This window comes from Sphingomonas sp. LR59, from assembly GCF_036855945.1.
GTDB lineage: Bacteria > Pseudomonadota > Alphaproteobacteria > Sphingomonadales > Sphingomonadaceae > Sphingomonas.
In genome coordinates this window covers 1,299,871-1,322,494 of sequence record NZ_JASPFL010000001.1, presented here as the reverse complement: position 1 = coordinate 1,322,494, position 22,624 = coordinate 1,299,871, and the positions used below count along the sequence as shown (strand labels likewise).

The 22,624-nt window shown below is 65.7% G+C and carries 19 protein-coding genes, 3 pseudogenes and 1 other annotated feature; of the genes and pseudogenes, 10 read left to right on the top strand and 12 right to left on the bottom strand.

Features of this window, described 5'->3' with window-relative positions; genetic code table 11:
* The first annotated feature begins 48 nt into the window (after nucleotides 1–48).
* Nucleotides 49–843: a squalene/phytoene synthase family protein gene (locus QP164_RS05965; protein ID WP_333922517.1), complete on the top strand. Its 795-nt coding sequence runs from the start codon at nucleotides 49–51 to the stop codon at nucleotides 841–843.
* Between the two features lie 66 nt (nucleotides 844–909).
* Complete coding sequence (locus QP164_RS05960; RefSeq protein ID WP_333922516.1) at nucleotides 910–1,380, top strand: EF-hand domain-containing protein; 471 nt, start codon at nucleotides 910–912, stop codon at nucleotides 1,378–1,380.
* On the opposite strand, the gene trmFO is transcribed toward QP164_RS05960, so the two are convergent.
* Nucleotides 1,316–2,683 carry a methylenetetrahydrofolate--tRNA-(uracil(54)-C(5))-methyltransferase (FADH(2)-oxidizing) TrmFO gene (trmFO, locus tag QP164_RS05955; protein WP_333924194.1) on the bottom strand — a complete coding sequence of 456 codons (1,368 nt, stop codon included), beginning with the start codon at nucleotides 2,681–2,683 and terminating at the stop codon, nucleotides 1,316–1,318. The two genes, QP164_RS05960 and trmFO, sit on opposite strands and share 65 nt — an antisense overlap.
* Nucleotides 2,684–2,756: 73 nt before the next feature.
* On the opposite strand from trmFO, the gene QP164_RS05950 reads away from it, so the two are divergent.
* The 5 genes and pseudogenes from QP164_RS05950 (at nucleotide 2,757) to QP164_RS05930 (ending at nucleotide 8,697) form a co-directional block, all read left to right on the top strand.
* Nucleotides 2,757–3,200 (top strand): DUF488 domain-containing protein, encoded by a 444-nt coding sequence (locus QP164_RS05950; protein ID WP_333922515.1) that lies wholly within the window; start codon nucleotides 2,757–2,759, stop codon nucleotides 3,198–3,200.
* Between the two features lie 255 nt (nucleotides 3,201–3,455).
* Nucleotides 3,456–3,511 (top strand) — a sequence feature (sul1 is cis-regulatory element that is thought to sense ions involved in sulfur or methionine metabolism; They are found in Alphaproteobacteria).
* A 68-nt stretch (nucleotides 3,512–3,579) separates the two neighbouring features.
* Nucleotides 3,580–5,058 carry a SulP family inorganic anion transporter gene (locus tag QP164_RS05945; protein WP_333922514.1) on the top strand — a complete coding sequence of 493 codons (1,479 nt, stop codon included), beginning with the start codon at nucleotides 3,580–3,582 and terminating at the stop codon, nucleotides 5,056–5,058.
* A gap of 70 nt (nucleotides 5,059–5,128) precedes the next feature.
* Nucleotides 5,129–6,055 carry a sulfate adenylyltransferase subunit CysD gene (gene cysD / locus QP164_RS05940; protein ID WP_333922513.1) on the top strand — a complete coding sequence of 309 codons (927 nt, stop codon included), beginning with the start codon at nucleotides 5,129–5,131 and terminating at the stop codon, nucleotides 6,053–6,055.
* Nucleotides 6,055–7,966: pseudogene (gene cysN / locus QP164_RS05935) on the top strand (sulfate adenylyltransferase subunit CysN). Before cysD ends, cysN begins: the two are co-directional and overlap by 1 nt.
* A 5-nt stretch (nucleotides 7,967–7,971) precedes the next feature.
* Entirely contained in the window at nucleotides 7,972–8,697 is a 726-nt protein-coding gene (locus tag QP164_RS05930; protein ID WP_435368361.1) for a 3'(2'),5'-bisphosphate nucleotidase CysQ, read from the top strand.
* Between the two features lie 140 nt (nucleotides 8,698–8,837).
* Here the strand turns inward: QP164_RS05930 and QP164_RS05925 are convergent, their stop codons facing one another.
* The 9 genes from QP164_RS05925 to QP164_RS05885 all read right to left on the bottom strand — a co-directional run bounded on the left by QP164_RS05925 (nucleotide 8,838) and on the right by QP164_RS05885 (nucleotide 16,017).
* On the bottom strand, nucleotides 8,838–9,173 hold the full coding sequence (locus tag QP164_RS05925) for a hypothetical protein (RefSeq protein ID WP_132896317.1): 336 nt from the start codon (nucleotides 9,171–9,173) through the stop codon (nucleotides 8,838–8,840).
* A gap of 11 nt (nucleotides 9,174–9,184) precedes the next feature.
* On the bottom strand, nucleotides 9,185–10,648 hold the full coding sequence (locus tag QP164_RS05920; RefSeq protein ID WP_333922509.1) for a L,D-transpeptidase family protein: 1,464 nt from the start codon (nucleotides 10,646–10,648) through the stop codon (nucleotides 9,185–9,187).
* A gap of 140 nt (nucleotides 10,649–10,788) precedes the next feature.
* Nucleotides 10,789–11,592, bottom strand: a complete 804-nt coding sequence (locus QP164_RS05915) for a TrmH family RNA methyltransferase (protein WP_333922508.1) — start codon at nucleotides 11,590–11,592, stop codon at nucleotides 10,789–10,791.
* A 104-nt stretch (nucleotides 11,593–11,696) separates the two neighbouring features.
* A complete protein-coding gene (locus tag QP164_RS05910) occupies nucleotides 11,697–11,972 on the bottom strand; it encodes an HPr family phosphocarrier protein (protein ID WP_132733989.1) in 276 nt (91 codons plus the stop codon).
* On the bottom strand, nucleotides 11,969–12,376 hold the full coding sequence (locus tag QP164_RS05905; protein ID WP_056058662.1) for a PTS sugar transporter subunit IIA: 408 nt from the start codon (nucleotides 12,374–12,376) through the stop codon (nucleotides 11,969–11,971). Before QP164_RS05905 ends, QP164_RS05910 begins: the two co-directional genes overlap by 4 nt.
* A 15-nt stretch (nucleotides 12,377–12,391) precedes the next feature.
* Entirely contained in the window at nucleotides 12,392–13,306 is a 915-nt protein-coding gene (gene rapZ, locus QP164_RS05900) for an RNase adapter RapZ (protein WP_333922507.1), read from the bottom strand.
* Nucleotides 13,307–13,316: 10 nt separating this feature from the next.
* Complete coding sequence (locus QP164_RS05895) at nucleotides 13,317–13,751, bottom strand: HPr kinase/phosphorylase (protein ID WP_132733995.1); 435 nt, start codon at nucleotides 13,749–13,751, stop codon at nucleotides 13,317–13,319.
* Nucleotides 13,752–13,757: 6 nt separating this feature from the next.
* Nucleotides 13,758–15,341, bottom strand: a complete 1,584-nt coding sequence (locus QP164_RS05890; RefSeq protein ID WP_333922506.1) for a sensor histidine kinase — start codon at nucleotides 15,339–15,341, stop codon at nucleotides 13,758–13,760.
* Complete coding sequence (locus tag QP164_RS05885) at nucleotides 15,310–16,017, bottom strand: response regulator transcription factor (RefSeq protein ID WP_056058673.1); 708 nt, start codon at nucleotides 16,015–16,017, stop codon at nucleotides 15,310–15,312. The genes QP164_RS05890 and QP164_RS05885 overlap by 32 nt, the downstream gene beginning before the upstream one ends.
* Nucleotides 16,018–16,197: 180 nt before the next feature.
* Between QP164_RS05885 and QP164_RS05880 the strand changes: the two genes are divergently transcribed.
* Nucleotides 16,198–17,808 carry a phosphoenolpyruvate carboxykinase gene (locus QP164_RS05880; protein ID WP_333922504.1) on the top strand — a complete coding sequence of 537 codons (1,611 nt, stop codon included), beginning with the start codon at nucleotides 16,198–16,200 and terminating at the stop codon, nucleotides 17,806–17,808.
* A gap of 164 nt (nucleotides 17,809–17,972) precedes the next feature.
* Here QP164_RS05880 and QP164_RS05875 read toward each other — a convergent pair whose 3' ends face one another.
* On the bottom strand, nucleotides 17,973–18,422 hold the full coding sequence (locus tag QP164_RS05875) for an NfeD family protein (protein ID WP_333922503.1): 450 nt from the start codon (nucleotides 18,420–18,422) through the stop codon (nucleotides 17,973–17,975).
* On the bottom strand, nucleotides 18,422–19,408 hold the full coding sequence (locus QP164_RS05870) for an SPFH domain-containing protein (RefSeq protein ID WP_107955605.1): 987 nt from the start codon (nucleotides 19,406–19,408) through the stop codon (nucleotides 18,422–18,424). The genes QP164_RS05875 and QP164_RS05870 overlap by 1 nt, the downstream gene beginning before the upstream one ends.
* Nucleotides 19,409–19,528: 120 nt before the next feature.
* Here QP164_RS05870 and guaB point away from each other — a divergent pair.
* Nucleotides 19,529–20,985 (top strand): annotated as a pseudogene (guaB, locus tag QP164_RS05865) (IMP dehydrogenase).
* Nucleotides 20,986–21,463: 478 nt separating this feature from the next.
* Nucleotides 21,464–22,620 (top strand): annotated as a pseudogene (locus QP164_RS05860) (RsmB/NOP family class I SAM-dependent RNA methyltransferase).
* The last annotated feature ends 4 nt before the right edge of the window (nucleotides 22,621–22,624 follow it).

The following is a 22,624-nucleotide window of genomic DNA, read 5'->3' as shown; positions in this document are numbered from 1 at the left end:
GTAGGACTGACGTTTAGGGCGAGCGCGTCGTATAGGTTGAGTACTGCGTTGCGAAGACCAGAAAGCTTCGAACTGGTCTTCTCGCCGGTCACCGTGATACGGCAGACCCTGAGGATCCGGCTCAAAGAGTATGGTCAACAGGCGCGTAATCGTCTGTTCGCGACGTTTGATGCCCGGTATGCGAGGTCGATGACCCCGGAAGATCCCCTGCGCGCGCTCGCACTCAGTTACGCACCGGTACCTGTCAGGGGAGCGCTAGCGACGCTGTTTGCGCTCGATGACAAGTTTTCCGGTATCTTGCGATCGACACGCGAGCCACTCATCGGGCAGATGCGGCTAACATGGTGGTACGAGGCGCTGGCTCGATTGGATGCCACGCCGCCGCCGGCCGAGCCACTGCTGCGCGAACTATACGCCACGGTTCTACCGGCAGGTGTATCCGGCACCATGCTGGCCGAATTGACCGATGGTTGGGACGTACTGCTTGACCCTGCGTTGGATGAGGCCGCGATCGACCGGTTTGCGGTACGGAGGGGACGGCGGTTGTTTGAACTCGCTGGCGCAGTCCTGGGTATTGTCGACGATCGCATAGGGCTTGCCGGAGAAGGGTGGGCACTGGCTGACTTGGCGCTGCGAACGCTGACGCCGTCGGACCGTGACGCGGTGCGAGCGCGGGCGGTGGAGCGACTTGATCGCGCGCTACAGGGGCGTTGGCCGGTACCCGGACGGGCGCTCGGCGCGATGACGCTGTCCGCTAGGTTCCACGCCGCCGAGGCACCCGAGACGCTGGGGAGCGCAAGGCATGTCGGACGCTTGGCGTGGCACAGACTGACCGGATACTGACCCATCATATGGGGATCGTCGCGTTCGAGGCCTAGCGTGCGCGCTTGGCAGGCGGGGGCGACGACGATGTGGCGATATCTGGCTGGCGGTACGGCGGTGATCGCGTTGATCATCGCGGGGTTCCTGGTCTTCAGCGGGAATGCGCGGCCGCGGCCGCTGCTGCCCGCGCAACCGGTATCGCAATCGGGCGAAGCGCCTGTCGCGAGCGATCCGCTACCAGACGCCGCGCCCCAAGCCACCGACAAGACCCGCGAGCAGAAGCGCTTCGATCGCTACGACAAGGACCGCGATGCGAAAATTACGCGGGAGGAATACCTCGTCCAGCGGCGCAAGGCTTACGCGCGGCTCGACGTGGACGGCGACGGGAAGCTTTCGTTCGACGAGTGGGCGGTGAAGGCGACGACCAAATTCGCCGACGCGGATCGTGACAAATCGGGCGCGATGACCGCGCCCGAATTCGCCACGACCGCGGTCAAGCGGAAGGGGCCAGCTCGGGTGAATTGTCCACCGGTCCAGGCTGTTGCCGAGGAGAGTTGAGCCATTCTGCGAGCGCCGTGCGGCCCCGGTCGGTGTACATCTTCTTGCGATCGGTCTTCTTGGTACGGCCGGGGATCGGTGGGAATAGCCCGAAGTTCACGTTCATCGGCTGATACGTCTCCGCCTCCGCACCGCCGGTGATGTGGCCGAGCAACGCGCCGAGCGCGGTTGCATACGGTGGCGGCGTCAACGTCTTGCCCGTCAGTTCGGCCGCCGCGAACAACCCTGCGAGCATGCCGATCCCGCAGCTCTCGATATACCCCTCGCACCCTGTGATCTGCCCGGCGAAGCGGATGTTCGGGCGCGACTTCAATCGCAGCGTCTCGTCGAGCAGCTCGGGCGAGCGGATGAACGTGTTGCGGTGCAGCCCGCCCAGCCGCGCGAACTCCGCATTCTCCAGGCCGGGAATGGTCCGGAATAGCCGCACCTGGTCGGCGTGCTTCAGCTTGGTCTGGAAGCCGACGATGTTCCACAGCGACCCCTGCGCATTGTCCTGCCGAAGCTGGACGACGGCGTGCGGCCAGCGCCCGGTCTTCGGGTTGTCGAGGCCGACGGGCTTCATCGGGCCGTAGCGCAGCGTATCGACGCCGCGCTCGGCCATCACCTCGATCGGCATGCAGCCGTCGAAATACGGCGTATCCTTCTCCCAGTCCTTGAACGGCGTCTTCTCGCCATCGACCAGGCCCTGGTGGAAGGCGAGATACTGGTCCTTGTCCATCGGACAGTTGATGTAGTCCTTGCCCTCACCCTTGTCCCAGCGCGATGCGAACCATGCGGTGTCCATGTCGATCGAGTCGCGGTGGACGATCGGCGCGAGCGCATCGAAGAAGGCGAGCGCCTCGCGGCCTGTCTCGGCACCGATTCCGGCGGCAAGCGAGGCTGCGGTCAGCGGGCCGGTGGCGATGATCGTCGGGTCGTCGGGCAGGACATCGATCCGTTCCCGTACGAGGGTGATGTTCGGATGCTGGTCGATCGCCTTCGTCACGCTGTTCGAGAAATTGTCGCGGTCGACCGCAAGCGCGGAGCCGGCGGGCACGCGGTGGATGTCCGCCTGCCGCATGATCAGTGAACCGAGCGTGCGCAGTTCCTGATGGAGCAACCCGACCGCGTTGCTTTCGGCATCGTCCGAGCGGAAGCTGTTCGAACAGACGAGTTCGGCGAGCCCGTCGGTCTGGTGCGCGGGCGTGCCTTCGCCGCTGCCGCGCATTTCGGAAAGGCGGACCTTGAGGCCCGCTTCTGCGAGTTGCCAGGCGGCTTCGGATCCGGCGAGGCCGCCGCCGATGACGTGAATATCGTGGGTCATTCCGGTCAGATAGCGCGGGACGCGTGTCATGTCAGCGGTTGTCGTGCCGGCGGTGCAATCCCACTTCGCCTTCATGACCCACCCCACGAAGATCTTCACGATCGGCTACGAAGCCACGACGATGGCCGACTTCCTCAGCGCGCTGAAGGCGGCGGAGGTGGAGCGGGTGATCGACGTCCGCGCGCTCCCGTTGTCGCGGCGGCCTGGGTTCTCGAAGACCTCGCTGGCTGCGTCGTTGCGCGAGGTCGATATCGACTATATGCATCTAAAGGCGCTCGGAACGCCGAAGCGCGGACGTGACGCGGCAAAGAAGGGCGACGTAGCGACGCTTACCGCGGTGTACGATGAGCAACTCGACCTCCCCGAGGCACAGGCGCAGGCCGCGATCATGCTCGGGCTCGCCGCGGAGAAGCCGAGCGCGCTGCTCTGTTACGAACGCGACCCGTGCCATTGCCACCGAACCTTGCTGTTGCAGGCGGTGGGCGAGGGGGCAGAGGTCGTGGATCTTTATACGTAGGCCGGGCTAGCCGCCTCTTCGTAAAACCCCGTCACGCCGCGTCGTCCGTTACCCGCTCTATCCGTCACCCCAGCGAAAGCTGGGGTATCCCTGTTAGGCGTGCGACATCTGCCCCGAGAGATACACCAGCTTTCGCTGGGGTGACGGTAAGATAGGTGGGGCATGCGAGAGGTTGCGGTCGAGGGTTAATGTCGACAGCGTGACGCAGGGGAATGTTGCGTTGCAGCACACTCTCCGCTAACGAACCCCCACTCGCATGGACCCGGTGCAATTCCGGGTGGCTATTCCGGCCGCCGATCCGCCGGACAACGCACCGACGCTTTTATCACGAACCGCCCGCGCAACCGCCGCGGTTCTCGCGTCCTATGCGGATACACACATGACATCATATTCTCGTTACCGGGCCGAATGGTTCAGCGGCCCCACGGCTGCGCGCCGTGACGTGCTCGCCGGCATGGTCGGCACCTTCGCGCTGATCCCCGAGGTCATCGCCTTCTCCTTCGTCGCCGGCATCGATCCCGAAGTCGGCCTGTTCGCCTCGTTCGTGATCGGCATCGTCATCGCGTTCGCTGGCGGACGCCCCGCGATGATCTCCGGTGCGGCAGGCTCCGTCGCGCTGGTTGCCGCCGCGCTCGTCCACGCGCACGGCCTGCAATATCTGCTCGTCGCGACGATCCTCGCCGGCGCGCTCCAGATCGCGTTCGGGCTCGCCAAGCTCGACATCTTGATGCGATTCGTCTCGAAGTCGGTCCATGCTGGCTTCGTCAACGCGCTCGCGATCCTGATCTTCTCCGCGCAGGTGCCGCAGATGGTCGGCGTCAGCTGGCAGGCCTATGCGATGATCGCCGGCGGCCTCGCGATCATCTATCTCATGCCCAGGATCTCCAGCGCGATCCCGTCGCCGCTGATCTGCATAGTCGTCCTCACCGCGATCGCGATGTGGTTTCCAATGCCGCTCAAGACCGTCGGCGATCTCGGCCGCTTGCCGGATTCGCTCCCCTCGTTCGGGTTACCTGACGTGCCACTTACCTGGGACACGCTGCGGATCGTCGCCCCCTATGCGTTCGCGATGGCCGCCGTGGGCCTGCTCGAATCGATGATGACCGCCAGCGTGGTCGACGAACTCACCGAGACCACCAGCTCGAAGGCGCGCGAGTGCACCGGGCTCGGCCTCGCCAACATCGCGGCGGGCGCGTTCGGTGGGATCGCCGGGTGCGGGATGATCGGCCAGACCGTCGGCAACGTCCGCTACGGTGGCACCGGCCGGCTCTCGACGATGGTCGCAGGCGTGTTCCTGCTGATCGTGATGGTCCCGCTGCGGCCGTGGGTCGCGCAGGTGCCGGTCGCGGCGCTGGTCGCTATTATGATCATGGTGTCGATCAGCACCTTCTCCTGGGGCTCGCTCCGCGACCTCGCGCGGCACCCCAAGATGTCGAGCGTGGTGATGGTCGCGACCGTCGTCGTCACCGTCGCCACACACGACCTGTCGCTCGGCGTCGGCGTCGGCGTGCTGCTCAGCGGCGTGTTCTTCGCGTGGAAGGTCACGCGGTTGATGGACGTCGCGATCGATCACGACGTGGCAAGCGACACGCGTATCTACCGGGTAAGCGGGCAGATCTTCTTCGCCAGCGCCGACATTTTCGCCGATCGCTTCGACCTGCGCGAGACAGCGCGCGCCGTCCGCATAGACCTGACCAACGCGCATCTGTGGGACGTCACCGCGGTCGGCGCACTCGAAACCGTCGTCGATAAGCTCCGCCGCCACGGCCGCGAGGTCGAGGTCATCGGCCTCAACACGGCGAGCGCAACGCTGGTCGATCGCCATGCCCCGCTGATGATGGATCCGATCGAGGGGTAATGCTCGATCTTTGGGGCGGGCGAGAAATACGATGCTGTACGCGCCGCCGCGACGTCCTACGTCGAGGGGGATGACGAAACTTCCAGATACCGGCCCCGTGTCGCTCACGCATCTCCAGCGGCTCGAGGCGGAGAGCATCCATATCTTGCGCGAGGTGGTCGCCGAGTGCGAGCGCCCGGTGATGCTCTATAGCGTCGGCAAGGATTCCGCGGTGATGCTGCATCTCGCGCGGAAAGCCTTTTATCCGTCGCCACCGCCTTTCCCGCTGCTGCACGTCGATACGACGTGGAAGTTCAAGGCGATGTACGACCTGCGCGACCGGATGGCGGCGGAGAGCGGCATGGAGCTGCTCGTCTACAAGAACCCCGAGGCCGAGGCGCGCGGGATCAACCCGTTCGACCACGGCGCGCTCCACACTGATATGTGGAAGACCGAGGGGCTCAAGCAGGCGCTCGATCTTCACGGGTTCGACGCGGCGTTCGGCGGTGCACGGCGCGACGAGGAGAAGAGCCGCGCGAAGGAGCGCGTCTTCTCGTTCCGCGCGGCGCATCACCGCTGGGATCCGAAGCAACAGCGCCCCGAGCTGTGGAACCTCTACAACGCGCGGAAAGCGAAGGGCGAGAGCATCCGCGTCTTCCCGATCTCAAACTGGACCGAACTCGACGTCTGGCAATATATCCAGCTCGAGGACATCCCCATCGTTCCGCTCTATTTCGCCGCGCCGCGCCCCACGGTCGAGCGCGACGGCATGCTGCTGATGGTCGACGACGACCGTTTCCGCCTCGAACCCGGCGAAGTGCCGGTCGAGCGCTCGATCCGCTTCCGTACACTAGGCTGCTACCCGCTGACGGGTGCGGTCGAGAGTGAGGCCGACAACCTGTCCGCAGTGATCCAGGAGATGCTGCTGACCACCACCAGCGAACGCCAGGGCCGCGCGATCGACCGCGACGCGGGCTCGGCCAGCATGGAGAAGAAGAAGCAGGAGGGCTATTTCTGATGGCAACGCGCGTGCAAGAGTCCGCCTATCAGGTGCAGGACATCATCGCCGAGGATATCGACGCCTATCTGCTCCAGCACCAGCATAAGAGCCTGCTCCGGTTCATCACCTGCGGGTCGGTGGACGACGGAAAGTCGACGCTTATCGGGCGGTTGCTGTATGATTCTAAGATGATCTTCGAGGATCAGCTCGCTGCGCTGGAGAGCGATTCGAAGAAGGTCGGCACGCAAGGCCAGGAGATCGATTTCGCGTTGCTGGTCGACGGGCTCGCCGCCGAGCGCGAGCAGGGCATCACGATCGACGTCGCCTACCGCTATTTCTCGACCGAGAAGCGCAAGTTCATCGTCGCCGATACGCCGGGGCATGAGCAGTATACGCGCAACATGATCACCGGCGCGTCGACCGCCGATCTCGCGGTGATCCTGGTCGATGCGCGCAAGGGCATCCTGACGCAGACCAAGCGGCACAGCTATCTCGCGCATCTGATCGGTATCCGGCACCTCGTGCTCGCGGTGAACAAGATGGACCTCGTCGGGTACGACCAGGCGACTTACGACCGGATCGTCGCGGACTATGCGACGTTTGCGGAGTCGATCGGGATCGCCGGCTTCACGCCGATGCCGATCTCCGGGTTCAAGGGCGACAACATCACGACTTCGAGCGCGAACACGCCCTGGTATGACGGACCGACGCTGATCGACCACCTCGATACGGTGACGCTCGACGTCAGCGAGGATCAGGCGGGCGCGTTCCGGATGCCGGTGCAGTGGGTGAACCGCCCCAACCTCGACTTCCGCGGTTTTCGGGGCTGGTCGCGAGCGGATCGATCGCGCCGGGTGACCCGGTTCGCATCCTGCCGGGCGGGCGCACCTCAACGATCGCCCGCGTTGTAGCGTTCGGCGGCGATCTGCCGAGTGCGGTCGCCGGGCAATCGGTGACGCTGACGCTGGCGGACGAGATCGATTGCTCGCGCGGCGACGTGATCGTTGCCGCCGAGTCGCCGCCCGAAGCGGCCGATCAGTTCGAGGCGACCGTCGTCTGGATGGCGGACGAGGCGATGCTACCGGGGCGCTCCTATTGGCTGAAGCTCGCGACGCAGACCGTGACGGCGACTATCCAGCAGCCGAAATACGCGATCAACGTCAATACGATGGAGCGGCTTGCTGCCAAGACGCTCGAACTAAACGCGATCGGGGTTGCGAACCTCTCGACCGATCGGCCGCTGGTGTTCGAGCCCTATGCGGACAATCGCCAGCTTGGCGGGTTCATCCTGGTCGACAAGATCACCAACGCGACGGTCGCGGCGGGGATGCTGCACTTCTCGCTCCGCCGCGCGCAGAACGTGCACTGGCAGGCAACCGACATCGGCCGAGAGGCGCACGCCGCGCTGAAGAACCAGAAGGCGGCGGTGCTGTGGTTCACTGGGCTGTCGGGTGCGGGAAAATCGACGATCGCCAATCTGGTCGAGATGAAGCTCGCCCGGATGAACCGCCACACGTTCCTGCTCGATGGCGACAATGTCCGCCACGGGCTGAACCGCGATCTTGGCTTCACGGATGCGGACCGGGTCGAGAACATCCGTCGCGTCGGCGAGGTCGCCAAGCTGATGACCGATGCCGGGCTGATCGTGATCACCGCGTTCATCTCGCCGTTCCGCGCCGAGCGCGAGATGGTGCGGCAGATGATGGCGCCGGGCGAGTTCATCGAGGTGCATATCGATACGCCGCTCGCCGAGGCCGAGCGGCGCGACGTGAAGGGGCTCTATGCGAAGGCGCGGGCGGGGAAACTGGCCAACTTCACCGGGATCGACTCCCCTATGAAGCGCCGGCCAATCCGGAAATCCGGATCGACACGACCGGCATGACGCCCGACGAGGCGGCCGATGCGATCGTCGCGATGCTGATCCCATGAGTGCGATGACCGACGGCGAACTCGCCGCGCATCTGGCCGAGACGGCGGGGCGGTTGCTGCTCGAAGTGCGACGGTCGGGCGTGTTCTCGCCCGGCGCACTCGGCAAGGCCGGGGACGAGACCGCGAACGCGTTCCTCGTCCATGCGTTGCAGGATGCGCGGCCGGACGACGGTCTGTTGTCCGAGGAACGTCGATGTGACGGGACGCGGACGGCGATGTCGCGCGTGTGGATCGTCGATCCGGTTGACGGAACGCGCGAATATGGCGAGGCGCGCGACGATTGGGCGGTGCATGTCGCGCTCGCGATCGACGGGGTCGCGGAGGTCGGTGCGGTGGCATTACCGGGATTGGGTCTGGTCCTGCGTTCGGACCAGCCCGCACCGGTGCCACCGCCGGGTGATCCACTACGGATGGTCGTCAGCCGCACTCGCCCCGCGCCCGAAGCGGTGAAGGTTGCGGAGGCCCTTGGCGCGACGCTGATCCCGATGGGCTCGGCCGGCGCAAAAGCGATGGCGGTGGTTCGCGGCGAGGCGGATATCTACCTGCATTCAGGCGGGCAGTATGAATGGGATTCGGCCGCGCCGGTGGCGGTAGCGGCAGCGTTCGGTCTGCATTGCAGCCGGATCGACGGGTCGCCGTTAGTGTATAATTGTCGAGATGTCTACATGCCCGACCTGCTGATCTGCCCCGTCGTGCTGCGCGATCGGGTCATGGCGGCGATGACGGCGTAGACTTCGACCTGATCCTCCCCCGGAGGAGGTGGCACCGAAGGTGACGGAGGGGGGCACGGAACAGAGGTTTCCCTTACCTCCCCCTCCGCCAGGCTACGCCTGCCACCTCCCCCTGGCGGGGGAGGATCGTAAAACGTCCGCTACTGCTGCGGTTCGGCGTCGTTCTCCACCGGCGCTTCATCGCGCGTCACGCGCGCGGTCATGCCCGTGGCGTCGGCATCGTCAAGCATCTGCTCGTCCGGCGCGACCGGCTTTTCGCGCGGCGGTTCGACCACGGCAGGTGCGGCCGGCGCCGCTTCGACCGGCGCAGCCTCGACCGGGGCAGGGGCCGCCTCGGACTCGGTTACGCCGGTATCCTCGACCATATTCGTATCCGTCGGCGGCTGCTCGGGCTCGGAGCGCGAGCAGCCGGCCAGCGCCATCGCGGCAAGCAAGCCGCCGGCGATGGCGGTACGGGTGCGGGTGAAAATCGTCATGTCTGACCCTCTCAGCGAGCGGCGATCGTCTGGCGTGCGGTGCGCGCCTCGATCTTGGAGGCGAGGATGCCGTCCCAGTCATAGGGATCAGCGCGGAAGTTCATCTGGCCGTTGCCGCTGGCAAACGCGGTCCAGTAGAGCAGATAGACCGCCACAGGCTTGGTCAGGCGAGCGCGGACCGTGTCACCCTTGGCGACTGCGGCGTCGACCATCTCGGGCGTCCAGGACGGATCGCCCTTGAGCAGAAGGTCGGCGAGTTCGGCAGGCTTTTCAAGGCGAACGCAGCCATGGCTCGCAAGCCGGCTGAAGCTCGCGAACTTCGCACGGCTCGGTGTATCGTGGAGATAGACCGAATAGTCGTTGGCGAAATCGAACTTGAACCGGCCCAGCGCGCTCTGGTCGCCGGCCTGCTGCTGAAGCCGCGTGCCGTCGATCACCTTGATGCCGTTGCGTTTAAAATAGCCGGGGTTGGCCTTTTCCTTCGGCCAAAGCTCCTTGGTCGCGATCGACGTCGGCACGTTCCAGGGCGGATTGATGACGATGCTGTGTATCGTCGAGGAGAGCATCGGGGTCTCGTCGCCCGGGCGTCCCGTCACCGCGCGCATCGACTGCACGGGCGTATCGCCGTCGAACACTGTCAGCACGGCCGCGGCGATGTTCACCTGAATACGATCGCGCGGCAGGTCTTGCGGCAGCCAGCGCCAGCGCTCCATGTTCGCCATGATCTGACGCACGCGGTCGGTTGCCGACACATTGAGCGCAGCCAGCGTCTGCGTCGAGACGATCCCGCTGGGGTTGAGGCCGTAGCGTCGTTGCGCGCGACGGACCGCATCGACGAGCGCGGCATCGAATTTGTCGCCGCTCGTCGAGACGTCCTTGTCCTCGGCCGCCAGCCGCTTGCGCAGCGCCAGCACGCGCGGACCGGATGCGCCGATGGTGAAGTCCGGGCCGGACGCCAGCGGAGACCAGCCCCCCGTAGCGGCGATCGATCGGTAATTCTGGAGGCCCTTACGAAGCCCGTCATAGCCGGCATAGGGCGGCGGCAGCGACGCGAACCACGCGGCGATCCGATCGAGCCGGACCGCGTCGGCAAACGCCGGGGTCGGATCATAGGCCGGCGGACGCAGGCCCCAATCCTTCTGGAAATCGGCGCCGCTGAGACGACCGGCATGCACCGCGCGCGCATGGTCGAGCGCGGCACGGACGAGTTCGTCCTTGCTCGGCGCGCTGGTCGATACCGTGGCGGCGGACTTCAGACCCTGTGCGACGATGTCGCCATTGAGCAGCTTGTCGAGCAGCGCGGCCTGCGTGTCGCTCAGCGGCGGCACGGTGATCACCGGTGGCGCGAGCGTCGGCGTTGGCATGGCAGCAGGCGTGGTCGGGACGACCGGCGGCGGCGTAACCTGCGCAAACGACGGAGTTGCCATCAACAGCGGGGCCGCCGCGAGCACGGACCGGATCACGCCAGTCTTCATTCGTCCATCATCGAAACCGCGAGCCATAATCGTCCTGTCTTGTATCTGGTCGATGCTTTCGCACGACGTAGCTCTCCCTTAGCTGAACCGGACTCGCTAAGCATCGCCAATCGGGGAAAATTAACGGTTGAGGCTCCGGATTAGGGTTTTTCCTGCCGGGCAAGCACTTCATAGGCCATCACGGCCGTTGCGACGGCGGCGTTGAGGCTGTCCGCCTTGCCCAGCATTGGAATCTTGACCAGCACGTCGCAGGCTTCGGCCATTTCGGGCGGCATGCCCTGCGCTTCGTTGCCGGTGAGCAGGAAGGTCGGGCCGGTATAGGTCGCGGACCGGTAGTCGGTGTCGGTGTCGAGGCTCAGCCCGACCAGTTGTCCGGGGCCGGTGCGCAGCCAGGCGTGAAACGGCTCCCATTCGGTCTTCACCACCGGGATCGTGAACAGCGCGCCCATGCTCGCGCGGACCGCCTCGACCGAGAAGGGGTCGACCGACTCGCCGATCAGGATCAGTCCACCCGCGCCGACCGCGTCGCCGGTGCGCAGGATTGTGCCAAGATTGCCGGGATCGCGCAGGCGTTCCGCGACGAGCCAGATGCCGGAGCTGGTGCGATCGAGGTCTTCGAGCGTCGCGTCGAACTCGTCGAACACGCCGACGACCGCCTGCGGGTTATCCTTGCCCGACAGCTTCGAGAGAATGTCGGGCGTGGTCTGGATCGAATCGCCGCCGGCATCCTCGACGTCCATCGACAGCGCGTGCACCAACGGATGGTTCGCGCTTGCCGCGGCGTAGAACAAGGTGCGGGGCAGGCGTCCCGTCTCGCGCGCTTCGGTCAGGATGCGCAAACCCTCGGCGAGGAACTGCTTGGCCGCACGCCGATGTCGCTTGTCGCGCAGGTCGCGGACATACTTGATCAGCGGGTTCGAAAAGGCGGTTATCTCGCGGGGCATCTAGCGCCCCTTCCGCGTGCGGGAGGGGTTGGGGGAGGGGTTTGTAAACACGCCGTCGCTCATGCCCTCCCCGACCCCTCCCGCAAGCGGGAGGGGGAAGATCGTCAATCCTCGCCGAACTTCGCCTCGACCAGTTCGGCGAGCGCGGCAACCGTATGCTCGGCGCCATCGCCGCTCGCGCTGATCGTGATCGCATCGCCCATCGCCGCGCCAAGCATCATCAGCCCCATGATCGACGTGCCGGTGACGTGATCCGACCCGTCCTTCGTGACGCTAACCTCGACCGGATGCGAAGAGGCGAGTGTGACGAACTTGGCGCTGGCCCGCGCGTGGAGCCCGCGGCGGTTGGTGATCTGGACGGTGCGCGAGACCTGGCTCACGCAGCTGCCTCGCCGAGAACCTCGGACGCTACCGAGATATATTTGCGACCCGCCTCCCGTGCGGCCGCGACCGCAGCGACGACCGTCATCGATTTCCGCGCGGAGCCGAGCCGGATCAGCATCGGCAGGTTCATGCCCGCGATCACCTCGATCCGCCCGCGCTCCATCAGCGAGATGGCAAGATTGGAGGGGGTGCCGCCGAACAGGTCGGTCAGCACGATCACGCCGCGGCCGACATCGACCGCCTGGATCGCGGCGGCGATATCCGCGCGGCGTTCTTCCATATCGTCGTCGGGACCGATCGCGATCGGCGCGACGCGCTCTTGCGGGCCGACGACATGGATCATCGCGCGAACGAATTCCTCGGCCAATCGACCGTGGGTTACTAGAACAAGGCCGATCATATCAGCGTTTCATACTCATAAGACGACCGGTGATCCTTCGAGCGCATCTTGTGGAGCGGCCCCCAGGTCGCGGTGCATGATACTGGGCGAAAATCCCGCGTCGCGCAACCGTCGCGCCACGCGGTCGGCGACATGTACCGACCGGTGTCTCCCTCCGGTACACCCGAATGCCACCGTGACGTAGGACTTGCCCTCCGCCCGGTAGCGCGGGAGCAACAACATCAGCAGCTCCTCGATTCGACTCACCGCAGCCTCGTAGGCGGGATCTTCGATGATGTAGGCAGAGACGTCTGCGTCGAGCCCGGTACCGGGACGCAGTGCTGCGTCCCAGTGCGGATTACGGAGAAAGCGCATGTCGAACACCAGATCGGCGTTGCGCGGTAGCCCGCGGGCGAACCCGAACGATCGGATCGACAGCGTCGGCTCACCGAGGTCGTCGCCACCGAAGCTCGTGCGGATTTGTTGGGCGAGCTCGTTCGCCGCCATGTCGGTGGTGTCGATCAGCCGGTTCGCCCAGTCGCGCAACGGGGCGAGCAGCTCGCGCTCGCGACCGATGCCGTCATTGGCGGGACGATCGAGCGCGAGCGGGTGCCGCCGCCGCGTCTCGGAATAGCGGCGTTCGAGCTCGCTACCGGAGCAATCGAGGAACAGGATCCCGACCTCCAAGCCGTGCCGATCACGCAGATCGCGGATCCGGCGGATGATCCGCTCCGGATCGAAATCTCGGGTCCTTGCGCCAATACCGATCGCGAGCGGTCGCGAATCGTCGGTCGATCCTTCGGGAAGCGGTGCATCGAGGAGGCGGTCGAGCAGCAACAGCGGGAGGTTGTCGACGACCTCCCAGCCGAGATCCTCGAGCGTCTTGAGGACGGTCGACTTGCCCGCCCCAGACATGCCGGTGACGAGTAGGATGTCCTTCGGTCGAGTCATGGCGAACACATCATTCTAGAGGCTCCGGATTGCGCAATGCGAGTTCGACCTTGATCGGTGCGGAGGCTTCGAACGGATCGACCGCGAACTGACGGATTTCGATCCCGGCGATTTTTCGGGCGCGGCGTTCGGGCATGCGGTCTATCGCGCCATCGACGCGGACAAGCAGGCCGACGGGAACATCCTCGACATAGGGCATGGCGAGGATACCGATCCCCCGGACTTCGATCCGCCCGGCGATGGTCGCCGGAGCGCGTGCGCGGAGCATTTTGCCGGCACGGATCACGAGTGTCTGGTCGTCACTGACGAGGACCGCACCGCGGTCGATTAGGCGCAAGGCGAGGTCGGACTTGCCCGATCCGGACACACCCTCGATCATCACCGCCACGCCGCCGATGGCGACCGTGGTGGCGTGGAGCCTGTCGGAGGAGGGGACGACCACCAAGCGTCCTTACTCCGGCATGTCGGCGAGCGGTAGCCTTACCACGAAGCGCGCGCCGTCGAGCCGGTCTTCGCGGGATTCGACGAAGATCGTGCCCTGATGGCCGTCGACGATCGTCCGCGCGATCGCCAGCCCCAATCCAGAATGCTGGCCGAACGTCTCGCTGTCGGGGCGGACCGAGTGGAAGCGCTTGAACACGTCTTCGCGCGCCTCTTCCGGAACGCCAGGACCTTCGTCCTCGACGCGGATGACGAGCTCCTCGCCTTCGCGGATTGCGGAGATCGCGATCAGGCCTGCGTCGGGCGAGAAGGAGAGCGCGTTGTCGATCAAATTCTCGAAGACTCGTTCGAGCCGCGCGCCTTCGCCGAATATGACCGTGCGATCGTCGGGGTTGCGATCGAACCGTAGGCGGATACCACGCTCGACCCCGCGTGCGTCGCGTTGCGCGACCAGACCGTCGATCATGGCGGTGACATCGACCGGCTCGAACTTCGCCCGACTGAGCTGTGCGTCGAGCCGTGACGCTTCGGAGATATCGGAGAGCAGGCGGTCGAGCCGGCGGACGTCGTCGCGGACGATCGCGAGCAATTGCGCCTGCAACGCTGGATCCTTCACCCGCGACAATCCCTCGACTGCGGACCTGAGAGAGGCGAGGGGGTTCTTCATCTCGTGCGTGACGTCGGCGGCGAACGCCTCGGTTGCGTCGATGCGGGCCCTGAGCGCGAGGCTCATGTCGGACAGGGCGCGTGCGAGCATGCCGAGTTCGTCGCGGCGCGAGGGGAGGCGGGGGACGACGACTTCGCGAGCACGACCTAGCCGAACCCGGACCGCGGCCCGCGCAAGGCGGCGGAGCGGGCGGACGATCGTGCGCGCGAGGAACAGCGACAGCAGGATCGAGACGATCGACACGCCGAGCAGGACCATGCTCAGCCGGAACCGCTCGATCCGCACCGTCTTCGTGATGTCGCGCGCGTTGACCGTGGTCATCACGACCCCGCCCATCGGCAGCGGCGCGGCGGCGGTCAGCACCGGCGTACGATCGGGCGCTCGCCAGACCGTCGTCGATACCATGCTGCGTCCGCGGACCGCCGTCACGTCGGGCCATTGCTGCGTACTGCTGCGCTCGCGGTAGAGCGGTGGGCGCGGCGCCATGACGATGACGTCGATCGCCGCGTCCAGGAAGCGGGCGATCGTCTGGTCCCAATCTTCCTTGTCCGGGTCCATCAGCACGAAATTGCGAAGGCCCAGCGCACGGCTGTCGACGGTCGTCCGTCCCGTGCCGTCGAACAACCGGATACGCGAGCCCGTGTCCCGCGCGAGCCTGACCACCAGCGGATCGCGCAGCGTCGGATCGACCGCGGCGATCGCCTCGCCGATCAGCCGCGCTTCACGCGCGGTCTGTGCGACACGGTTGTCGACCACCCGGCTGCGGTAGGAATCGAGATAAAAGAACCCACCCGCGAGCAGCAGCAGCGCGAAGATGTTGACCGCCAGGATCCGCCGCGTGAGCGAGATCTGGCCCGACCACCGCAGCGTGAGATCGCGGCCGTCGACGCCCAGCTCATTCCTCAGAAAATCGATACCCGGCACCATATAATGTCTCGATCGCGTCGAAGGCTGGGTCGACCTGCCGGAACTTGCGGCGGAGTCGTTTTATGTGGCTGTCGATGGTCCGGTCGTCGACATAGATATCGTCCTGGTACGCCGCATCCATTAGCTGGTTGCGCGTCTTGACGATGCCAGGGCGCTGGGCGAGCGTTTCGAGGATCATGAACTCGGTGACGGTCAGCGTAACAGGCTCGCCGCCCCACAAAGTCCGGTGCCGCGCAGGGTCCATGCTCAGACGACCGCGATCGAGCGGCCCGGCAGCCTCAGCCTCAGTCTCCGTCCCCGGCGATTGCGTCAGCTCGGTCCGCCGCAGGATCGCGCGGATGCGGGCGATCAGAAGCCGCTGCGAGAACGGTTTCGCGATATAGTCGTCCGCGCCCATCGCGAGCCCGAGCGCCTCGTCGAGCTCGTCGTCCTTGCTGGTGAGGAAAATCACCGGGATCTGGCTCTTCTCGCGCAGCCGACGCAGCAGTTCGAGCCCGTCCATGCGCGGCATCTTGATGTCGAACACCGCGAGATCGGGCGGGTTGTCAGTCAGCGCCTTCAACGCCGTCTCGCCGTCCGAATAGACGCGCGTGACGAAGCCCTCGGTCTGCAGCGCGATCGACACGGATGTCAGGATGTTGCGGTCGTCGTCGACCAGCGCGATCGTTGCCGTCATCTGGGAAGCTTTGCCTCGGTCGTTGGCGTGTCGGCGTAGGGCAAACCGCCGCGCCACTCAACTAAAGCCGTATCGGGACAGCGTCGTGGTTCAGTGGATTTGACCGGTGGAAAGCTGACCCGTACAGCCGGCCGCAACGACATACATACGTATGCGATAAAAACTTAGGAGAGAGATGCCGTGTCGAGCGAGCGTATTCCGGCCGTCGGCCTATCCGCGCAGGGGATCGAAACCCGCGCCAATCTGCACTGGAACCTGGTTACCGCGCAGCTCGTCGAGGCGGCGCTGGAACGGCGCGAGGGGACGTTGTCCGCCGACGGTCCGCTAGTGGTCGAGACCGGCGCGCATACCGGGCGATCGGCGCAGGACAAGTTCATCGTCCGCGATGCCGAAACCGACGCGACCGTCTGGTGGGGCAAAAGCAACAAGGCGATGGAGCCCGCGCATTTCGCCGCACTGAAGGAAGATTTCTTCGCGGTGCTGGCGCAGAAGGACGAGCTGTTCGTGCAGGATCTGTACGGCGGATCGCAGGCCGATCACCGCGTGCAAGTTCGCGTCGTCACCGAACTGGCGTGGCACAACCTCTTCATCCGGACGATGCTGGTCCGGCCCGAACAGGCGGCACTGAAGGACTTCGTCGCGGAGTACACGATCGTCGATCTGCCGAGCTTCCGCGCAGACCCAGCGCGTCACGGCTGCCGGAGCGAGACCGTGATCGCGGTGAACTTTACCGACAAGCTGATCCTGATCGGCGGCACCAAATATGCTGGCGAGATGAAGAAGTCGGTGTTCGGCCTACTCAACTATCTGCTCCCACCGACCGGCGTGATGCCGATGCACTGCTCGGCGAACATGGGCGCGAACGGCGACACCGCGGTGTTCTTCGGGCTGTCGGGCACCGGCAAGACGACGCTGTCGGCTGATGCCAGCCGCACGCTGATCGGCGACGACGAGCATGGCTGGTCCGACACTGCGGTCTTCAATTTCGAGGGCGGGTGCTATGCCAAGATGATCCGCCTCTCCGCGGATGCCGAGCCGGAAATCTTCGCGACGACCAAGCGGTTCGGGACGGTGCTGGAGAACGTCGTGATGGACCCGGCGACGCGGTTGCTCGATCTCGACGATCATACGCTGGCCGAGAACAGCCGCGGCGCGTATCCGATTGACTTCATCCCGAATGCGTCGGCCGAGAACATGGGGCCGGTGCCGCGCAACATCGTGATGCTGACCGCGGACGCGTACGGTGTGCTGCCGCCGATCGCGAAGCTGACGCCCGACCAGGCGATGTACCATTTCCTCTCCGGATACACCGCGCGTGTCGCCGGGACCGAGATCGGCGTGACCGAGCCCGATGCGACCTTCTCGACCTGCTTCGGCGCACCTTTCATGCCGCGGCATCCGTCGGTGTACGGCAATCTGCTCAAGAGCCGAATCGCGAAGGGCGGCGTCTATTGCTGGCTTGTCAACACCGGCTGGACCGGTGGCAAATACGGCGTCGGCAACCGCATGCCGATCAAGGCGACGCGGGCGCTGCTAAACGCCGCACTCGATGGGAGCCTGAACGATGCGGAGTTCCGGACGGACCCGAACTTCGGGTTCCAGGTCCCGGTAAGTGTACCGGGCGTCGACAGCGCCATCTTGGATCCGCGCACGACTTGGGCAGACAAGGATGCGTACGACGCAACGGCCGCCAAGCTGGTCGACCTGTTCGTCGAAAACTTCGCGCAATTCGCCGAGCATGTCGACGAGGGTGTCCGGCAAGCGGCGCCGAAGGTTCGCGAGGCCGCCTAAAACTCCTCTTCCCTCGGGGGAGAGGAAGGGGCCCGCACGACGAAGTCGGGTGGGAAGGTGAGGGCACGTGATACGGCGTGCCCTTTCCCCACCCGTCATCCTGACGAAAGTCAGGACCCAGAGTATCAGGCGGTGCGGTTCGTGGCTCTGGGTCCTGACTTTCGTCAGGATGACGGGTCGAGAGGCTCCACCATCACTTCGCCGTCCCTCACCGCCGTTACCCGGACTCGAGCCCCAACCCCCGCATCCGCACCCCGAGCCGGCCAACTTCCGTCGCCCACGAGCACCCGTCCACGCCCGGCAACAATCGCAGTCTCCACCACCACAACCTGACCCACCAGCCGAGCAGACCGATCGTTCAACATCGGATCCCCACCCTCGACCGGATAATCCCGGTACCAGCGCTTCCCGATCAGCACCGTAACCGCACTCCACACCGCGAACGCACCAAGTTGCGCCGCCACCGGCAAGTCCGGCAACACGTACACCGCCACCCCGGTCACTGCCGCCGCGATGGCGAGAAACACCAAGAACACCCCCGGCACCGCCAGCTCGGCGATCCCGAGCACGAGCGCCGCGATCAACCAAGCACCAGCCGCCCCGATCACGTCCATCAGTTCTTCGGAACCTCGGTCGACTTCGAGAGCTCGAACGGCCCCCGAGCAGCAGGCTTTGCCGGCGGTGAAGCAGTCGCGTCACGCAAAGCATCCTTCGCCAGTTCGCCAATCCCGCCAAGCGTCCCCATCAACTGCGTAGCCTCGACCGGAAACAGGATCGTCTTCGCATTGGGCGAGGTTGCGAACTTCCCTATCGCCTCGACATATTTCTGCGCGATGAAGTAATTGATCGCTTGCGCGCCACCTTCCTCGATCGCCTGAGACACCGCGCGCGTTGCCGAAGCTTCAGCAACGGCAGCCCGCTCGCGCGCCTCGGCATCGCGGAACGCAGATTCCTTGCGCCCCTCGGACTCGAGGATCCGCGCCTGCTTCTGGCCCTCGGCACGGAGAATCTCCGAGGCCCGCGAACCCTCCGCATCCAGAATGTTAGCCCGCTTCTCGCGCTCGGCCTTCATCTGCCGCCCCATCGCATTGACGATATCCGCCGGCGGCCGAATGTCCTTGATCTCGACGCGCGTGATCTTCACGCCCCACGGCGTCGTCGCATGATCGACCACGTTGAGCAGCCGCGCATTGATCTCGTCGCGCTTCGACAGCGTTTCGTCGAGGTCCATCGATCCCATCACGGTGCGCAGGTTGGTCGTCGTGAGCTGCAACAGCGCCTGGTACAGGTCCGACACCTCATACGCCGCCTTCGCCGAGTCCAGCACCTGGAAGAACACGACCCCGTCGGTCGAGATCATCGCATTGTCCTTGGTGATGATCTCCTGGCCGGGGATGTCGATCACCTGCTCCATCATGTTCACTTTCCGCCCGACGCGGTAGAAGAACGCCGGGTAGAAATTGAACCCAGGCCGGGCGACCGTCGTGAATCGGCCGAAATGCTCGATCGTATATTGATAGCCCTGGTGGACGATCTTGATGCTGGTGAAGAGGTACAGCAGCACCAGCGCCAGCAGGAGCGCGGCAACGATCAGGCCCATCGAACAATCCCCCATCCGTGTATCGCACCGCTATAGCACGTCGCTGAAGGACAGGCCTAGCCGTACGCCGCGCCTTTGGTTACATGGCGCGCCACCTCATACCCAGGAACGGCAGCTCTCATGGATATCCGCCTCGGCCTCACTTTCGACGACGTCCTCCTGTATCCGGGGAATCGGACGTGCTGCCAAGCCAGGCCGATACCCGCACGCAGCTGACGCGCGGCATCGCGCTCAACATCCCGATCCTGTCCTCCGCGATGGACACCGTCACCGAAGCCGACATGGCCATTGTAATGGCGCAGCTCGGCGGCATCGGCGTGCTCCACCGCAACCTGACCGTCGAGGAGCAGGTCATCGCGGTCCGTCAGGTCAAGCGGTTCGAGTCGGGCATGGTGGTCAACCCGATCACGATCAAGCCGACCGCGACTCTCGGCGAGGCGCAGGCCCTCATGTCGGGCCACCGCATCAGCGGCATCCCGGTGGTCGAAGCGGATGGCAAGCTCGTCGGTATCCTCACCAACCGCGACGTGCGGTTCGCGGGCGATCCGAAACAGCCCGTCAGCGAGCTGATGACGCACGAGAATCTCGCCACCGTCTCGACCGAAGTCGGCAAGGAAGAGGCTCGTCGCCTGCTCCACGCCCGCCGGATCGAGAAGCTGCTGGTGGTCGACGCGCAGTATCGCTGCGTCGGTCTGATTACGGTCAAGGACATCGAGAAGGCGGTGATGTTCCCCGATGCGACCAAGGACGAGGCGGGCCGCCTGCGCGTGGCCGCCGCGACGACGGTCGGCGACAAGGGCTTCGATCGGACCGAACAGCTGGTCGACGCCGGCTGCGACCTGATCGTGATCGACACCGCGCACGGCCACAACCGCGACGTCGGCCGTGCGGTCGAGCGCGTGAAGAAGCTGTCCAACTCGGTGCAGGTGGTGGCAGGCAACGTCGCCACCGGCGAAGCGACGCGTGCGCTGATCGGTGCTGGCGCGGACGGGATCAAGGTCGGCATCGGCCCGGGCTCGATCTGCACTACGCGTGTCGTCGCCGGAGTAGGCGTGCCGCAGCTGACCGCGGTGATGGATTGCGCCGAGGCAGGCCACAAGGCCGGTGTCCCCGTGATCGCCGACGGCGGCATCCGCACCTCGGGCGACATGGCGAAGGCGCTAGCAGCCGGCGCGTCGACGGTCATGATCGGCTCGCTGCTCGCAGGCACCGACGAGGCCCCAGGCGAGACGTTCCTGTACCAGGGCCGTGCATACAAGTCGTACCGCGGCATGGGCTCGGTCGGCGCGATGGGGCGCGGGTCGGCGGATCGTTACTTCCAGGGTGACATCAAGGACCAGCTGAAGCTCGTCCCCGAGGGTATCGAGGGCCAGGTCGCCTACAAGGGCCCGGCAAGAGATGTCGTTCATCAGCTCGTCGGCGGGATCAAGGCAGCGATGGGCTATACCGGCTCCGCGACGATCCCGGATCTCCAGGCGCGGGCGGAGTTCGTGCAGATCACCGGTGCCGGGTTGATGGAGAGCCATGTTCACGACGTCACGATCACGCGCGAAGCGCCGAACTACCCGACGCGGTAACGGCGCTTCCCCCTCGCTGGAAAGGGAAGCGGGCTTGGGTCGGTTGCCGCTTGCTCACTGGCCAGCGACTGGGAAGTATCCCTACTCACAATCGTCATCTCCGCCTGCGCGGGGATGACGATTGTATGCGGGTCCTAAGCCAGAACGACGTGACAATGGTCGCACCCTTCCGTCATCCCGGCGAACGCCGGGACCCACGGACACGGTGGACCCAGCGTAGCGCGCAACCATCATCCAAATCGCAACCATGGGTCCCGGCGTTCGCCGGGATGACGGGAAAGGGATGAGACGGGGAAAGGAATGTCGGGTGAACGGGTGGGATGCGCTGCTGCGTGGCGGCCAACCCGAAATTATTCCCCTCCCGCCCGCGGGAGGGGCTAGGGAGGGGATGATGACGAACACTCCGTACCTAGCCTCCCCCAGAACCCACGCGAAGTCGGGAGCTCAGAAGTGACTCCCCGCACGCACGCAAGCCGCGATCGAGCTCCTCGACCAGATCATCGCCGCCGCCCGCGAGTCCGGCGCCGCCGCCGACACGCTGATCGCCCGCTATTTCGCCACCCGCCGCTACGCCGGCTCGAAGGACCGCCGCGCGGTCCGCGAACTCGTCTACGCCGCAATCCGCAAGGCCGGCGACCGCCCCGAAAATGGCCGTACCGCGATGCTCCTCGTCGCCGACGCCGATCCGGAAGTCGCCGCAACCTTCGACGGCTCCACCCATGCGCCCGCCCCGATCGCCAAGGATGAACCCCGCGCCCGCGCCGGCGTCGCACCGCAGTGGCTGAGCAAGGCACTCCGCGCTTCAGGCCTCGACGGTGCCGCCCTTACAGATCTAGCCGGTCGCGCCACGCTCGATCTCCGCGTCAACACGCTGATCGCCGACCGCGCGACCGTCCTCGCAGCACTTCCCGACGCCGAAGCCACCCCCCACGCCCCGGACGGCATCCGCCTCCCCACCGGCACTAACGTCGAAGCGCTCCCGCTCTTCAACGAAGGCGCGCTCGAGGTGCAGGACGAAGGCAGCCAGCTGGTCGGCCTCGCGATGCAGGCAAAGCCCGGCGAACGGATCGTCGATCTCTGCGCAGGCGCCGGCGGCAAGACGCTCGCGTTGGCCGCAACGATGAAGAATGAAGGCGTGATCCTCGCCTGCGACACCGACCGCAACCGCCTTTCGCGCCTTGCCCCCGCGCGACCCGCGCCGGTGCGACGATCGTCGAGAGCCGGCTGCTAAATCCGACGCGCGAGATCGAAGCGCTCAGCGAATGGGCGGGGCGCGCCGACGGCGTGCTTGTCGACGCCCCCTGCTCGGGCACCGGCACCTGGCGGCGAAACCCCGAGGCGCGCTGGCGGCTCACCCCCGATCGCGTCTCGCGGCTGCAATCGACGCAGCAGCAGGTGCTCTCGGTCGCCGCCACGCTGGTCAAGCCCGGCGGCGCGCTCGTCTACATCGTCTGCTCGCTGCTCGACGCCGAGGGCACTGACCAGGTCAGCTGGTTCCTCAACGCGCACCCCGGCTGGACCACTGAGCCGTTGACGCTCCCCGCCGGCGCTAAGCACGGCCACGGCGTCCGCCTCGAACCAGGCCGCGACGGCACCGACGGCTTTTTTGTCGCGCGCCTCCGGGCTGCGTGCTAGCCAG